Annotated in this window: 15 protein-coding genes; 12 read left to right on the plus strand and 3 right to left on the minus strand. The window is 49.6% G+C overall.

Features of this window, described 5'->3' with window-relative positions; all coding sequences use genetic code 11:
• Nucleotides 1–294: 294 nt before the first annotated feature.
• From ilvB to ACXAJH_RS16470, 10 genes are all read left to right on the plus strand, one after another.
• Complete coding sequence (ilvB, locus tag ACXAJH_RS16425) at nt 295–2010, plus strand: biosynthetic-type acetolactate synthase large subunit (protein WP_474994579.1); 1716 nt, start codon at nt 295–297, stop codon at nt 2008–2010.
• A complete protein-coding gene (ilvN, locus tag ACXAJH_RS16430) occupies nt 2007–2528 on the plus strand; it encodes an acetolactate synthase small subunit (protein WP_027953607.1) in 522 nt (173 codons plus the stop codon). Before ilvB ends, ilvN begins: the two co-directional genes overlap by 4 nt.
• Before the next feature lie 18 nt (nt 2529–2546).
• Nucleotides 2547–3578 (plus strand): ketol-acid reductoisomerase, encoded by a 1032-nt coding sequence (ilvC, locus tag ACXAJH_RS16435; protein WP_474967928.1) that lies wholly within the window; start codon nt 2547–2549, stop codon nt 3576–3578.
• Nucleotides 3565–5112, plus strand: coding sequence for a 2-isopropylmalate synthase (locus tag ACXAJH_RS16440; RefSeq protein ID WP_474967929.1), 1548 nt, complete (start codon nt 3565–3567; stop codon nt 5110–5112). The genes ilvC and ACXAJH_RS16440 overlap by 14 nt, the downstream gene beginning before the upstream one ends.
• Nucleotides 5113–5128: 16 nt before the next feature.
• Nucleotides 5129–6235 carry a 3-isopropylmalate dehydrogenase gene (gene leuB / locus ACXAJH_RS16445; protein ID WP_474967930.1) on the plus strand — a complete coding sequence of 369 codons (1107 nt, stop codon included), beginning with the start codon at nt 5129–5131 and terminating at the stop codon, nt 6233–6235.
• 35 nt (nt 6236–6270) lie between these two features.
• Nucleotides 6271–7683 (plus strand): 3-isopropylmalate dehydratase large subunit, encoded by a 1413-nt coding sequence (leuC, locus tag ACXAJH_RS16450; protein ID WP_474971812.1) that lies wholly within the window; start codon nt 6271–6273, stop codon nt 7681–7683.
• A 4-nt stretch (nt 7684–7687) separates the two neighbouring features.
• Nucleotides 7688–8293 carry a 3-isopropylmalate dehydratase small subunit gene (leuD, locus tag ACXAJH_RS16455; protein WP_474971811.1) on the plus strand — a complete coding sequence of 202 codons (606 nt, stop codon included), beginning with the start codon at nt 7688–7690 and terminating at the stop codon, nt 8291–8293.
• A gap of 14 nt (nt 8294–8307) precedes the next feature.
• Nucleotides 8308–9267, plus strand: coding sequence for a threonine ammonia-lyase (gene ilvA, locus ACXAJH_RS16460; protein ID WP_474967933.1), 960 nt, complete (start codon nt 8308–8310; stop codon nt 9265–9267).
• Between the two features lie 145 nt (nt 9268–9412).
• Entirely contained in the window at nt 9413–10576 is a 1164-nt protein-coding gene (locus ACXAJH_RS16465) for an iron-containing alcohol dehydrogenase (RefSeq protein ID WP_474971809.1), read from the plus strand.
• Nucleotides 10577–10804: 228 nt separating this feature from the next.
• Nucleotides 10805–11938: a D-alanyl-D-alanine carboxypeptidase family protein gene (locus ACXAJH_RS16470; protein WP_474967935.1), complete on the plus strand. Its 1134-nt coding sequence runs from the start codon at nt 10805–10807 to the stop codon at nt 11936–11938.
• Between the two features lie 79 nt (nt 11939–12017).
• Here the strand turns inward: ACXAJH_RS16470 and ACXAJH_RS16475 are convergent, their stop codons facing one another.
• Nucleotides 12018–12782, minus strand: a complete 765-nt coding sequence (locus tag ACXAJH_RS16475) for a sporulation protein (protein WP_474971808.1) — start codon at nt 12780–12782, stop codon at nt 12018–12020.
• Nucleotides 12783–13056: 274 nt separating this feature from the next.
• On the opposite strand from ACXAJH_RS16475, the gene ACXAJH_RS16480 reads away from it, so the two are divergent.
• Both ACXAJH_RS16480 and ACXAJH_RS16485 read left to right on the plus strand, forming a co-directional pair.
• Nucleotides 13057–14610, plus strand: coding sequence for a methyl-accepting chemotaxis protein (locus ACXAJH_RS16480; protein WP_474994581.1), 1554 nt, complete (start codon nt 13057–13059; stop codon nt 14608–14610).
• Between the two features lie 280 nt (nt 14611–14890).
• Nucleotides 14891–15316, plus strand: coding sequence for a DUF1801 domain-containing protein (locus ACXAJH_RS16485; RefSeq protein WP_474991389.1), 426 nt, complete (start codon nt 14891–14893; stop codon nt 15314–15316).
• A 36-nt stretch (nt 15317–15352) separates the two neighbouring features.
• Here ACXAJH_RS16485 and ACXAJH_RS16490 read toward each other — a convergent pair whose 3' ends face one another.
• Nucleotides 15353–15475: a hypothetical protein gene (locus tag ACXAJH_RS16490; protein WP_474970475.1), complete on the minus strand. Its 123-nt coding sequence runs from the start codon at nt 15473–15475 to the stop codon at nt 15353–15355.
• A 36-nt stretch (nt 15476–15511) separates the two neighbouring features.
• Complete coding sequence (locus ACXAJH_RS16495; RefSeq protein WP_474967939.1) at nt 15512–15817, minus strand: hypothetical protein; 306 nt, start codon at nt 15815–15817, stop codon at nt 15512–15514.
• Nucleotides 15818–15870 lie beyond the last annotated feature (53 nt).

The following is a 15870-nucleotide window of genomic DNA, read 5'->3' on the forward strand; positions in this document are numbered from 1 at the left end:
TCCTTGAGTGTCCCCGCTGAACGGTATGCTTAGTAGGCCGGACCAGGTGTATCACTGCACCTGTTACCAAAAGGAGTTATGACGACTCCATGAGGTGAAGCTTTTGAGAGCTTCATGAACGAGGGTGGTACCGTGGAAGTAAAGAGAGACCTTTTCACCCCTCACGTTCCTGCATCATTCTGGTGGTGCATGAACTTGAGGAGGAGAAGGTCTCTTTTTTATTCGACAAAGAGCAGGTGGAACAGCGGAAAATCCGCTTTATTCTTCACAACTACTGCAGGAGGGATGAAAAAAATGAAAGCACAGGCAAGTGCGGAACAAAAGACCGCAGTGAAAACAGGGGCCGATTTACTTGTAGAGGCATTGATTGGCCAGAGTGTTGATACGTTGTTCGGTTATCCAGGAGGAGCTGTGCTGCCGATTTACGATGCCATTTACCGGGCGGAAGGCAGCTTTGATCACGTGCTTCCAAGGCATGAACAAGGGGCCATCCATGCAGCTGAAGGCTACGCCCGTGTTTCCGGCCGTGCTGGAGTTGTTATCGGCACATCAGGACCAGGGGCAACGAACCTTGTGACCGGTATTGCCGATGCCATGATGGATTCGATCCCACTCGTCATCTTCACCGGACAGGTGGCGAAAGGGGTCATTGGTACAGATGCCTTCCAGGAATCGGACATCATGGGAATCACTACACCAATCACGAAGCATAACTACCAAGTTCAGAATATTGAAGATCTTCCGAGAATTGTGAATGAGGCCTTCCACATAGCTACGACTGGACGACCGGGTCCTGTCGTCGTGGATATTCCGAAAGACATCAGTTCAACCGTCTTTGAAAAAGACATCAACAAGGAGTTTCATCTTCCGGGATATCAGCCGACGACGAAACCGAATCCGATGCAGATCAATAAGCTGCATGAAGCCCTTCTTGCAGCTGAAAAGCCGGTCGTTCTGGCCGGATCCGGCGTTATCCACGCCAAGGCTTCTGAAGAGCTCAGGACATTTGTAAGAAATTACGAGCTTCCGGTCACCTCGACTCTGCTGGGTCTTGGAAGTTATCCCGGCAGCGACCGTCTTTCCCTTGGCATGGCCGGGATGCACGGAACTTATGCAGCAAATATGGCCCTGTACGAATGCGATCTGCTCATCAACTTCGGCTCACGCTTTGATGACAGACTGACAGGTAATCTGAAACATTTTGCACCACATGCCAAAGTGGCGCATATCGATATCGACCCTGCAGAAATCGGTAAAAACGTGGAAACCCATATCCCGATCGTATCGGACGCGAAAGCGGCCCTTACATCGCTGAATGAAAAAGCCGTGCAGAACCTGGATCACCATGACTGGATGATGAAAGCAGAAAAGAACAAACAGGATTTTCCTTTGTGGCATGACCAGCCGGAGGCAGAGATCGTCCCCCAGTGGCTGCTCCAGAAAGTCTATGAATATACCAAAGGGGAAGCGGTTGTAACGACAGATGTCGGGCAGCATCAAATGTGGGCGGCCCAGTATTACCAGTTCGACGAGCCGAACCGCTGGGTTACTTCCGGGGGGCTTGGAACGATGGGGTACGGTTTTCCAGCGGCGATCGGTGCTCAGCTGGCAGATCGGAAATCCACCTGTGTGGCGGTTGTCGGCGATGGGGGTTTCCAAATGACGCTGCAGGAACTGTCTGTTCTCCAGGAGCGGCGGCTTCCAGTCAAAGTTTTGATCGTCAACAATCAGGCGCTCGGAATGGTAAGGCAGTGGCAGGAGAAGTTTTACAGTGGACGCTACTCCGAGTCGATCATGGATGTCCAGCCTGATTTTGTAAAACTGGCGGAGAGCTACCAAGTACCTGGATATAAAATTGAAACCCAGGGACAGCTGGAGGATGTACTTCCGGAAATTCTGAACAATGATCAGCCGGCCCTTATCGACTGCCGGGTTCTGCAGAAAGAGAACGTCTATCCAATGATTGCACCTGGAAAAGGAATCCACGAGATGATTGGGGTGAAACGATGAAACGCATCGTGACAGCAACGGTTCATAACCGGAGCGGTGTCCTGAACCGGGTCACCGGCCTCCTCGCTAAGCGGCAGTTCAATATTGAAAGCATATCTGTCGGCCGCACAGAAACCGAAGGAGTATCCAAAATGACCTTCGTCGTCGAGGTGGAGGATGAGAGGAAGCTGGAGCAGCTGACGAAACAGCTGAACAAACAAATCGATGTCCTGAAAGTATCGGACATCACGGATAAAGCCATCGTAGCGAGAGAACTGGCGATGGTGAAGGTCATCAGCAACCCTCAGATCCGCAATGAAATCCAAAGCATTATTGAGCCATTCCGGGCGTCGATCATTGATGTGAGCAAGGAAAGTGTCACGGTTCAGGTGACTGGTAAATCCGACAAGGTTGATGCTCTTATCGATCTGCTCCGCCCTTATGGAATAAAAGAATCAGCAAGAACCGGGCTGACCGCCTTTACACGAGGCCACCAGCCCCAGGTAGCAGAATTCAAATCTTACTCCCTATTAAAATGATGAAAGGATGGATGAAACATGGCACATGTATACTACCACAATGATATTAAAGATGAGGTTCTAAAAAATAAGAAAGTAGCTGTCATCGGATACGGCTCCCAGGGTCATGCCCACGCATTAAACCTGAAAGAGAGCGGTCATGATGTCGTTGTTGGTCTTCGTAAAGGGAAATCATGGGATAAAGCAGTGGAAGACGGTGTGGAAGTGAAGACCGTTCCGGAGGCTGTAGAAGATGCTGATGTCGTTATGATCCTTCTTCCGGATGAGTATCAGCCGAAAGTGTACGAAGAACAGATCAAACCGAATCTGAAATCCGGTGCAGCGCTTGCTTTCGCCCACGGATTCAACGTTCATTTCAATCAGGTTGTCCCTCCATCCGATGTGGATGTATTCCTCGTAGCTCCGAAAGGTCCGGGACATCTTGTCCGCCGTACATTTGAAGAAGGAGCAGGGGTGCCGGCCCTGATCGGTGTAGAGCAGGATGTAACAGGGGAAGCCAAAGAGGTTGCTCTCGCCTATGCGAAAGGAATCGGCGGCGGCCGTGCAGGTGTATTGGAAACATCCTTCCAGGAAGAAACCGAAACAGACTTGTTCGGTGAGCAGGCTGTCCTGTGCGGTGGTTTGACCAGCCTTGTTAAGGCAGGCTTTGAAACATTGACAGAAGCTGGTTACCAGCCGGAAGTGGCCTACTTCGAATGTCTTCACGAATTGAAACTGATTGTAGACCTTATGTATGAAGGCGGTCTGGAAGGCATGCGTTATTCCATTTCTGATACCGCTCAGTGGGGTGACTTCGTCTCCGGTCCACGCGTCGTTGATGAAACTACGAAAGCCCGCATGAAAGAAGTGCTGACAGATATTCAGACTGGTAAATTTGCGAAAGGCTGGATTCTTGAAAACCAAGTGAACCGTCCTGAGTTCACGGCGATCAACGCGAAGGAAAGTCAGCATCAAATCGAAAAGGTGGGTAGAGAGCTCCGCGAATTAATGCCGTTCGTCAAGAAGTCCCAATCCAAAGAAAAGGATGTGGTCACTCATGGCTCACGTTAATGTCTTTGACACGACCCTGCGTGATGGAGAGCAGTCCGCCGGGGTCAACTTGAACCGTTTGGAAAAAGTGGAAATTGCCAAGCAGCTGGAGAGACTTGGTGTAGACATTATGGAAGCAGGATTCCCTGCTTCCTCCCAGGCGGATTTTGATGCAGTCAAAGAGATTGCCGATACGGTACGCGGTTGTTCAGTAACAGGACTGGCGCGGGCGAATAAGCGCGATATCGATATCGCGTGGGAAGCATTGAAAGGAGGAGCGGAGCCGAGACTCCACGTCTTTCTTGCCACCTCCCCGATTCATATGACACATAAATTGAAAAAAACGCCGGATGAGGTTGTAGAAACCGCCGTCAGCATGGTCCGCTACGCCCGTGAGAAATTCCCTTATGTTCAGTTCTCCGCAGAGGATGCGCTGCGCTCGGACCGGGATTTTCTCGTTCACATCATTGAACAAGTCATTGATGCGGGGGCTTCAGTAATCAATCTGCCGGATACGGTCGGTTTCACGACACCGGATGAAATCGGCAGCCTTTTCCGGTATGTAAGGGAGCAGGTGCCGAACATTGATCAAGCGGTCCTCTCTACGCATAACCACGATGATTTGGGGATGGCTGTCAGCAACTCCCTGGCAGCCGTCGAAAACGGGGCCGGCCAGATCGAAGGCACCATTAACGGTATCGGAGAACGTGCCGGAAACGCCGCTTTAGAGGAGATTGCCGTCGCCTTTCAGATCAGGCAGGACCGCTACGATTTCCAAACGGGTCTGGTTCTTAAGGAAATTAAGCGGACGAGTGATCTTGTCAGCCGCTTGACCGGGATGCAGGTGCCGGGGAACAAGGCGGTTGTCGGACGTAATGCCTTTGCCCATGAGTCCGGTATTCACCAAGATGGTGTCCTGAAAGAAGCTACGACGTACGAAATCATTACACCGGCTATGGTGGGTATTGATTCCAACCGGATGGTTCTTGGCAAACACTCCGGCCGGCACGCGTTCAAGCAGAAAGCGGAAGAGCTGGGCTTTGAATTGAACGAAACGAAGCTGAAAGAAGCGTTCGCATCTTTCAAAGATTTGACCGGCAAGAAAAAAGAGGTCACCGATGATGATCTTTTTGCGATTCTTACCGATACGCAGACCGAAAACGAAGACCAGCCGAAGTACGAATTGAAAGCCTTCCAGGTCCAGTACGGCAGCATCAACCGCCCGACCGCTACGGTTCTTTTAACGAAACCGGATGGAGAAGAAGCGGAAAAAGCCAATACCGGCGAAGGAAGTGTCGAAGCGATTTACAACACACTGGATGATTTGATTGATGCAGATGTTCATCTACAGGATTATCAACTCAGCTCCATTGGAAGAGGACGCGATGCACTGGCAGAGGTTCACGTCCAGCTGACCGTCAACGGGGTAAAAGCCTCCGGCCGTGGATCGGCGCAGGATGTGCTGGAAGCTTCCGCCCACGCATTTTTAAACGCGGTCAATCGTACACTTTATCAGCATAAACGTCATGAAGGCTACGAAAAAGTGCAGGTATAACAAAAGGGGGATGTACATGGAGAAACATATCGTTTTACTGCCGGGCGACGGCATCGGTCCGGAAGTAACAAAAGCAGCCAGACAGGTGCTGCAGGCGGTCGCCGACCGTTACCAGCATACCTTTACATTTGAAAGTCATGACATTGGAGGAGCAGCCATCGACCAGCACGGGACGCCGCTCCCGGATGATACGGTCCAGGCGGCTAAAAAAGCCGACGCCATTTTCCTTGGAGCTGTCGGAGGTCCGAAATGGGATCAGCTGCCCGGTCATATGCGGCCGGAAAAAGGGCTGCTGGGTATCCGCAAACAGCTTGGATTGTTTGCCAACCTCCGTCCTGTCCAGGCATTTCATCAGCTGCTCCATGCTTCCCCTTTGAAAAAGGAAGTCGTTGAAAACAGTGACCTGTTGATTGTCCGGGAGCTGACCGGCGGTTTGTATTTCGGACAGCCGAGTGAGCGCAGGAACAACGGACAGGAAGTCGTGGATACGCTGGCTTATGAGCGCCATGAAATTGAAAGAATCGTCGATCAGGCGTTTCAAAGCGCGCGGGTCAGAAGAAAACACCTGACATCGGTGGATAAAGCCAATGTCCTGGAATCCAGCCGGATGTGGCGGGAAATCGTCGAAGAGAAAAAAGCGGATTATCCGGACGTGACTGTTGAGCATATGCTCGTGGATGCCGCAGCGATGAAGCTTGTGACGAACCCCTCGTATTTTGATGTGATCGTTACGGAGAACATGTTCGGAGACATCTTAAGCGACGAAGCCTCTGTCTTAACCGGATCTCTGGGTATGCTTCCATCAGCAAGCTTGAACGAAAAGAGTGTCGGTCTTTACGAACCTGTCCACGGTTCAGCTCCGGACATTGCCGGGCAGAATAAAGCTAATCCGATTGCAAGCATTCTCTCCACAGCCATGATGCTGAAACACTCCTTTGGTATGGAAGAGGAAGCCGAACAAGTGGAAGCCGCTGTTGCCGGGGTGCTGCAGGAAGGGTATCACACCGCAGACATCGATTTGAAAAGTGGTGTGAAAGTCAGCGGAAGTGAACTGGCAGCTAAAATTGTCGACCAGATCAGCACGAGTGATGCAACAGAAAATATTATGCGCTGCTATGTATGAGCGGTACAACAAAGAAAAGAAGGGAGCGGAACGGAATGAGTCAACCAAAAACCATAGTTGAAAAAATTTGGGATCAGCATGTCGTCCACGAAGAAGAAGGGAAGCCGAATCTTCTCTATATCGACCTGCATCTGGTTCATGAAGTGACCTCTCCCCAGGCGTTTGAAGGGCTCCGCATGAGCGGAAGGAAGGTGAGGCGGCCGGATCGTACGTTTGCAACGATGGATCACAACGTGCCGACCATCCACCGCAATGTCATCAAGGATGAAGTTTCCAAGAAACAGATGGAAACACTCGAGACAAATTGTAAGGAATTTGGAGTCCGGCTGGCGGATATCAACCACCCGGACCAGGGCATTGTCCATGTCATTGGTCCGGAGCTTGGGTTAACCCAGCCGGGAAAAACAATCGTCTGTGGAGATAGTCATACCTCTACACACGGGGCTTTTGGCGCCCTCGCATTTGGAATCGGCACGAGTGAAGTGGAGCACGTGCTGGCCACTCAATCTCTCTGGCAGGCCAAGCCGAAAACCCTTCAGGTTCATGTGGAGGGAGTATTGGGAACAGGAGTGACAGCCAAGGACTTGATTCTGGCGATCATCGGTAAATACGGCGTCCGTTTCGGTACCGGCCATGTCATTGAATACACGGGCGAAGCGGTCCGTAACCTGACGATGGAAGAACGGATGACGGTCTGTAACATGTCGATTGAAGCGGGCGCACGTGCCGGTTTGATTTCACCGGACGAGACCACTGTCGAGTATCTCCGCGGGAAGCGTTACGTGCCTGAGGGAGAAGATTTTGAAGAAGTCAAGGAGCAGTGGCTGTCGCTGGCATCGGATGAAGGGGCGGAATACGACCAGACCCTTACCATCCATGCAGATGAAATTGAGCCTCAGGTGACATGGGGGACCAACCCTTCTCAGTGTGTTCCTGTCGGTGGACGTGTCCCCGATCCGGAGCAGGTGGAGGATGACCGTGACGGCATTGAACGGGCGATCGATTATATGGGCCTTGAAGCGAATCAGGCGATTGAGTCCATACCTGTTGAACACGTGTTTATCGGATCTTGTACAAACTCCCGTTTGAGCGATCTGCGCCGGGCGGCTGAAATCGTCCGTGGCGGCCGTGTCCATGATGGGGTCAGAGCTCTCGTCGTACCGGGGTCCAAGTCAGTGAAAGATGCAGCAGAAGCCGAAGGTCTGGACACGATCTTCCTGACTGCCGGATTTGAATGGCGCGATGCCGGCTGCAGCATGTGTCTGGCGATGAACGATGATATCGTTCCGCCGGGTGAGCGCTGTGCCTCAACGTCCAACCGTAACTTTGAAGGGCGTCAGGGGAATGGGGCGCGCACCCATCTTGTCAGTCCGGAAATGGCAGCGGCAGCAGCTCTTGAAGGCCGTTTTGTAGACGTCAGAAAATATGCCAGTACGGTAGGAGGGTGAACAGATGGAACCATTAAAACAGCACAAAGGTCTGGTCTACCCATTGAATCGATCGAATGTCGATACCGATCAGATCATTCCAAAACAGTTCTTGAAACGGATTGAACGGCAGGGGTTTGGTCAGTTCCTCTTCTACAACTGGCGGTTTGATGAAGACGGGGCTCCGCGGGAGGACTTTTCCCTGAACAAGCCGAAGTATGACGGTGCTTCGGTTTTAGCAGGAGGAGAGAACTTCGGATGCGGCTCCTCCAGGGAACACGCCCCATGGGCGATCCAGGATTATGGTTTCCGTGTCGTCATCGCTCCGAGCTTTGCTGATATCTTTTATAACAACTGCTTCAAAAACGGGATCCTTCCTATTCAACTGCCGAAGCCTGTCGTTGATCAGTTGATGGAAAAGGCGGAAACCGAGGCTTATGAAGTGGCCGTGGATCTGGAAGCGCAGACGATTGATGGCGGCGGTTTCGAAGTGGCATTCGATATTCAGCCCTATCATAAGGAAATGTTGTTGAACGGCTGGGATGAAATTGCCGTTACACTGACGTACGAAGACAAAATCGACCAATTTGAGGAAAAACAAAAAGGAGTGAAGACGTTGGGGATTTCTTAACGCTGGCTAAAGTAATGGATGCACAGGAACAGCTGCAGGAGGTTGTGCACCGCACGCCACTGCAGACGTCAACGACCTTTAATGAACGGACAGGGCAGCACGTCTATTTGAAGATGGAAAATCAGCAGAAAACCGGCGCGTTTAAAGTCAGGGGAGCTTCCTATAAGGTCGCCTGCCTGACGGAAGAGGAAGCCGCATGCGGAGTCATTGCTGCCTCAGCAGGCAACCATGCCCAGGGAGTGGCGGTTGCTGCAGCGAAGCGGGGAATTACGGCGCAAATCTTCATGCCGGAAGGAACACCACAGGCGAAGGTGGAAGCAACAGAAGGCTACGGGGCAACCGTTGTCCTCACAGGGGAATCCTTTCAGGAAGCGTACCAGGCCGCACGGATCGAGCAGGAACGATCCGGCGCGACGTTCCTTCATCCCTTTGATGATTATGAAGTGATGGCTGGTCAGGCTACGGTGGCTGTGGAAATGCTTCAGCAGCAGCCGGATCTTGAACGCCTTTTCGTACCAATTGGAGGCGGCGGTTTGATCAGCGGTGTTGCTTTTGCTGCGAAACAATTGAAACCGGATATTACGGTGATCGGCGTTCAGTCAGCCAAAGCACCGTCCACCTACAATGCACTTTATAAGAAAGGACCGGCAAAACTGACGTCTGTTTCCACAATCGCAGATGGCATTGCCGTGAAAGAGCATGGAAGGTTAACGTATACGTGTATCCAGAAATACGTGGACCAGGTCATCACCGTGGAAGAACATGAAATCGCCCAGGCGATGCTTCTGCTGCTTGAACGAGAGAAAACCCTTGTAGAGGGGGCTGGTGCCACAGCACTGGCAGGCCTTCTAAAGACATGTCACTCCTTTGAACAGCAGCAGTGCGGCGTTGTTTTGAGCGGCGGGAACATGGATCTCTCCCGGCTGCCACTGGTCCGAAAGCTGGCCAACCCAAAAAAGGTTGTCATCGCATAAGGTGACAGGATTAAACCAGAAGAAAACCGGCAGCGGTTTCTTCTGGTTTTTGTATGTTGAGTAAAGAAGCAGAGGCGGATGGTTCGTGTGAGGGGGGAGGGGATGGTACAATACTCGTGAATCCATTACATAAGAGGTGAAAATGATGAATCAATTTTTACAATATAACCCGACGCGTCTGTACTTCGGCAAAGGCCAGATCGAGCAGATGGCTCAGGAAATCACAAAAGGTTCGAAAGTCCTTGTCGTTTACGGCGGTGGGAGCATTAAGCGGAACGGTGTGTACGATGAAGCTGTCGGCATGTTGAAATCTCTTGATGCGGACATGTATGAACTGTCCGGTGTGGAGCCCAATCCGCGTTTAACGACAGTGAAGAAAGGTGTAGAGATCTGTAAGCAGGAAGGCATCGATTTCCTTCTCGCTGTCGGCGGTGGCAGTGTGATTGACTGTACAAAAGCGATTGCCGCGGGTGCGAAATACGAAGGAGACGCCTGGGATCTCATTACCGGCAGTGCTGCTGTCGAAAAGGCCCTTCCGTTTGGTACCGTCCTTACGCTGGCAGCAACTGGATCGGAGATGAATGCGGTATCTGTCATCACAAACTGGCAGACAAGAGATAAACTTGGCTGGGGCTCCCCGCACGTATTCCCGACGTTCTCGATCCTTGATCCTTCCTATACGTTTTCTGTACCGGAACACCAGACTGTGTACGGCATTGTCGATAGTATGTCTCACGCGTTGGAGCACTATTTCCACCGCACTCCCAATACACCGATGATCGACGGGTTTATCGAATCGCTGCTCCGAACAGCTGTTGAATATGGACCTAAACTGATGGAAAATCAGCAGTCCTATGAGTACCGCGAAACAATGATGTATATAAGTACGACAGCTTTCAATGGTACGCTGTCCAATGGAACCGACGGCGGCGACTGGGCCACACACCGCATCGAGCACGCGCTCTCTGCGGTATATGATATTCCCCATGGCGGCGGTCTCGCCATCCTGTTCCCGAACTGGCTGGAACACGTCCTCGATGAAGATCCAAGCCGCGTGAAGCAGCTGGCCGTCAACGTTTTTGGTATTGATCCTGAGGGTAAAGACGATAAGCAGACAGCCCAAGAAGGAGCGGCTGCCTTAAGAGGTTTCTGGAACTCTCTAGGCGCCCCGTCCACCTTGAAAGATTACGATATTGATGGTCAGGATTTCGACTCCATTGTTGAAAAAACGTTCATCAAGCCGGGTGTCGGCACGTATAAGGAATTGGACAAGGAAAGTGTCCGCGACATCTTGAACCGATCCCTGTAAATAGAAAAGCCCTGAGAGGAATGCAAACCTCTCAGGGCTTTTTTGATAGAGGGAGAAACCGTTGTCAGTTTTTACCTCATATTCATAGATTAGTTAGAAAATTTACATGCCGGTTACATTTCAATTAAATCTACGTATATTGTCTGGGTATTCAATGATTTCAAGATATAATTGTAAGCAATTGCAGAAAAATGTCGAAATTAATCAACTGAACAAGGAGACATTCGATTGAAAAAGCTTACAATTATACTGACACTTATCCTTCTAGCTGCCAATTTCTCTAGTACCCCCGTGTATGGGGAGGCTAAACCCGATTCTCCTGATATTCTTAGTGAATCAGCCATTGTTATGGAAGCAAACACCGGGAAGGTCATTTACGAGAAGGACGCTGACCGTAAGATGTATCCCGCTAGTCTGACTAAAATCGCCACTGCGATTTATGCGTTGGAAAACGGAGACCCGGAAGATCTGGTGACGGTAAGTGAAGAAGCGGGAAACACAGGCGGATCGAGTGTTTTCCTGATGGAAGGGGAGCAGGTTTCTCTGAAAAAGCTTGTACAAGGACTGCTGATAAACTCAGGGAATGATGCCGGGACGGCTATAGCTGAGCATATGAGCGGCAGTGTAGACAGCTTTTCTGAAGATTTGAGTGTCTTCCTACAAGAAAAAGTCGGAACGGAGAAAACCCATTTCACCAATCCGCACGGTCTTTATGATGGACAGCATATGACAACAGCAAGAGATCTCGCTTTAATCACTCAGTATGCGATGCAGAATGAAACGTTCATGGAGATTTTCGGTACAAAAACCATGGACTGGACGGGAGAATCATGGGAGACCACCTTGTATACCCATCACAAATTGTTCCGGGAAGATCCTTACGAAGGCATCACGGGTGGGAAAACCGGTTTTGTTCCACAGGCCGGATTTACGCTGGCAACCACGGCGGCCCGTGAGGATACGAACCTCATTGCCATAACCATGAAAACGCCGAATCAGGACCAGGTCTATACCGATACTAAAGAACTACTGGACTACGGATTCGAAAACTATGAAACGTCCTTCGTTCAAAAAGAGGAAATTCTTGGCGGCAGAGCGGATGAGTATATGCTACCTGAAGAGATTCCTTATACTCATTTAAAAGAAGAGGAAGCAGAAGTCTCTGTAAATGATAACGGGAAAGTGACGATCAACAGTGAGGATGGGACTCCACTGACTTCCTATCAGCTGGAAGAGAAGGCAGAAGTAACGAACGTTCCGAAACCTGCCGCTGTTGAGGAAGAAGAGGATTCATGGACAGATTACCTGAACTATTTGATCATCCCTCCGAAATTCTGGGCGTTGGAAGTCCTTCATTTCTAAGGCTGATGAATACGAAGGATATCCTATTTCAGGGAAACTAAAAAGAAGGGTGACAGGAACATTCCTGTCACCCTTCTTTTTAGTTTTTATAGCGGTCGATGGTTTCCTGAAGCCGGCGGGCGATGGTCTGCGTGGAGCCCGTTAACTCCTCTTTTTTTAGGGTCAGCGAAGCCCGGCTTTCATCCATTTCGAGCGCTTCTGCGAATAATCCCCCAAGTCCGCGGGCGCGGCGGTCCACTTCAAGCATCACCTCGACATGGGTTTCCTGAAGAAAGAAAACGGCCTCCAGTTCATCTAAGTAGGAGCGGTAGTTTCCACCAGGTGCGAATTCGAACTCCTGGACATATCCGTGCCGCTTGGAATACTCCATTTCGACTTTTCTTAAGCGGAAGCCGAGCTGGTTTTCCAATGCATCCAGAATGGTTCCAATGTAAGGGTGCGGAGCGATAGTGACTGGATCACGGTCTTCCGGATCAAGTGCTCTTGGAATATCCAGTCCGGTTTCAAACCATATCGGAAGCCGTCGTCCCAGAGAAGCCGGTACATGAAAAGGGATGGTGATGGAAAAAGGAATTTCCTTTTTCTCTCCCTCTTGAATCGTGATGGGTCCGGATACTGCGTATTTCTGCAGGGACACGTTTTCTTTCACTTTACGGTCATCCACCTCGCGGACAGCCTCCGTCATTAAAAAGATATGAATGGCATCAATGGACTGTTCCACGTCTCCCCCTTGGATAACAACCTTCCCGTGAACGTCTTCACCCGGGATGAATTGATCCTTTTCCAACTGGGTATCCACTTTGGCGGCTCCGACACCGACACTTGCTAAAAACTTCTTGAACATACGATCTCCTCCTTTTTTAATGTATACGGATGAAAAGAAGAAATAGGTTCAAAAAATATGAATCCTTCTTTTTATAGGTATAAAGGCTCCTTTATGAGGGGGATGATGAACGCTTTACTAGGATAATAGTTTCAGGTTGGTGCCGGGAGGGAATGATGTTCTTTCAGAGGCTTTTATTCTTCATCAGGGTAAAATGTTTTTGTGCAAAAAGGTGAAGAATTTCTATATTTGGCCGATAGTAGAGTATAAGGACCAGGTAGAAAGGGAGAGGTTAGTGTTACATAAAAAAAATCGAACGATGTTGTTGTTTTCAGCAGTAGGCTTGGCTTTGATGTTTTTGATTCATCTCATTCACAGAAACAGGATGCACCATTGGTCAGCTGCGGATTTCAGTGCCTATACGCCGTATTTGTATACGTACATGGTGGTGCCGTTGCTGCTGTTTATATTATCTTCCGTATTCTATTACAAAAATAAAACCCATCAGGCGCTGCCGTGGATAAACGCGCTGCTTTTCACGTTTATCAGCATCGGCATGATCACGAATGGGGAAGGTATGGTCGTCTACCATTTTTCCATCTTTTTAGTTGTTGCTCTTGCTGCTTTTTATGACCGGGTGGAGCTGCTTGGATTGATGACGATCATTTTTGCTTTGTTTCACTTCGGGGCTATGTTTACAGGGACGGAGTTTTTCTATGGAACATCGGATTATACGTGGTTTATGTTTGCGCTGCATGGGGTTTACCTCCTGCTGACAAGCGCAGGGACAAGCTATCAGATTGTGTTGAAAAACCGGCATGTCAATGAATTGAAAACATTGTCGGATGACAAGCAGGAAGAAACCAAACGATTAATGGAACAGCTTCAAACCGTTGGCGCCGCCCTCCAGGAAACCGTTCAGCTGTTAAACCGTTCTTCAGAAAGCTCCACCCATTCGTATCAAGAGTTGGAAGATTTGATGGAACGACGCCATGAAAACACCGATCTTCAGGTCAAAAAAGCAGTGAAGAATGCTGACGACCTTTCGCATATGCATAAGGCGGTAGAAAATATGAACCAGAACCTCCATATGGTTCTCGACCAGGCAGGACAGACGGCCCGGGTTACCGAAGTAGGTGAACAGTCGCTGGAGCAGATTGTTGGTCAATTGCATCAGACCGAATCAAGCATTCATCAAACGAATGAGACCGTCCAGTTATTAAGCACATCGTCAGAGAATATTTCACAGGTTACGAAAGACATCGCATCCATTACAGAAAATACAAGGATGCTTGCCTTGAATGCTTCCATTGAAGCTGCCCGGGCCGGCGAACATGGGAAGGGCTTCAGTGTAGTGGCAGCCGAGGTACAACGCTTGTCTCAACAGTCGGAAGCATCGACAAGGAAGATCTTTGCAATCGTGGAAACGATCCAGCATTACGTTGATCAGGCTGATCAGCATTCCAGTGAAGGTATGGATCGCATGGCTGCGAGCAGGAAGCATCTGGAAGAGATGGAGACGAACTTCAAAGATATTCTGAATCAGTCGCAGCACGTAAAGAGTGAAGCAGAGGAAATACAAGTTTTTGGTGAAAACTTGACCAAAACCGCGGATGGTTTATCCCATTCGTTTGAAGATCTCTTATCCTTTATAAAAGAAGGGAAAGTTCAGAATGATCATATCAGAGAGGTTTCAAAAGGACAGCTGAAAACCATCCAAACCATGGGACAGGAAGTCCAGCAGCTCTCAGGTATGATCCTGGACATTCAGCACATTACCGAAGAGATGGATGTCAGCCGGTTGGCAGGTTACAAAAAACGTCTGCCTGCGTTGAAAGATGTCAGCTGACTGGTTTGCTCGGACCCGGCACGTGGATGCCGGGTTTTTTTTCGTCGATTGTCACGGGTCAGCGGTTAGTTTACCGTGCTCTGCTTTTGATTTGTAAGCCGGTCGAGAGAAGGTGGGGCAGCAGAAAGTCATGGTAACCGTATAAAGCAGCAGCCGGATTATGATTTCTTCTTTTTCATAGGACCATCATGAATAACGCGGTGTTTTTTCTGAAAGGTGAGAGAGGATTTCCGGAAACGGGCGTGGAAATAAAGGAAGCAGAAGAGAGGAGTGAAAATCCATGGGATATGAATTGAAAACAAAGCAGAATGACCGCAGTGTCATTGAATTTATTGAAGAGGTGGAGTCAGAGAAGAAGAAAGAAGATGCCTATCGTCTCCTCGATATCTTCACAGAAACCAGCGGATATGAAGCAAAGATGTGGGGGACAAGCATCATTGGTTTCGGGTCTTACCATTATAAGTACCCCACCGGCCATGAAGGAGATGCGCCGCTCGTCGGTTTTTCTCCCAGAAAAGCGCGGCACAGTCTATATTTCGCTACAGGGGATGAAAAAAGAGCTGAACTGCTTGAACAGTTGGGAAAGCATAAGTCAGGAAAAGCCTGTGTGTATGTCAATAAACTGGATGATATCGATACGGATGTGCTGAAAGAGCTGATCCGTCAATCGATCACGTTCCTGAAACAGACGTATCCGGATGAATAAAAAATGCCTCTCCCATGAAAAGGGAGAGGCATTTTTTTATTGGTGCTTATTATTGAACAGTTCCAGGAAGGCGTGATACATCTCCGTTCCTTGAACCGTTAAGAGTGACACGGCTGTTAAGGAAAACATGCCGATCATAATCATTCTAAACCAGAACATCATTGGTTCCCCCTTTACTTTTTTGAAGTTGGTGCCTCAAAAAGTAAAGGATGATAAGTAGTTGGATTGATAAAAAACCGTGGTCAGCCATGTGGACCTGCTCGTATCCCACGCAGAAACCATAACGGAAGTCGGGTAAATCTTGAGATCCGGCCGGGCAGCTCCGGAGGGAAGGACCCCGTCATTGGCAGCAGGGTCCTCTTCAAACGAAGGGCCTTCCGCCGTTACCGTCTGGCTTTCCTGAATATCTGCTTTTACCGGCATGTGGGACATGTCCGGATGGGAAAGCAGGAGACACAGGCCCGCCATCCATAACAGTGTGAACAACGGCTGTTTCTTCATCAAGAAAGCCCTCCTTTCCGTTTCAGGATAATCCTATTATACAAAAGGCGTTT

The organism is Halobacillus sp. ABD4_316, from assembly GCF_056161385.1.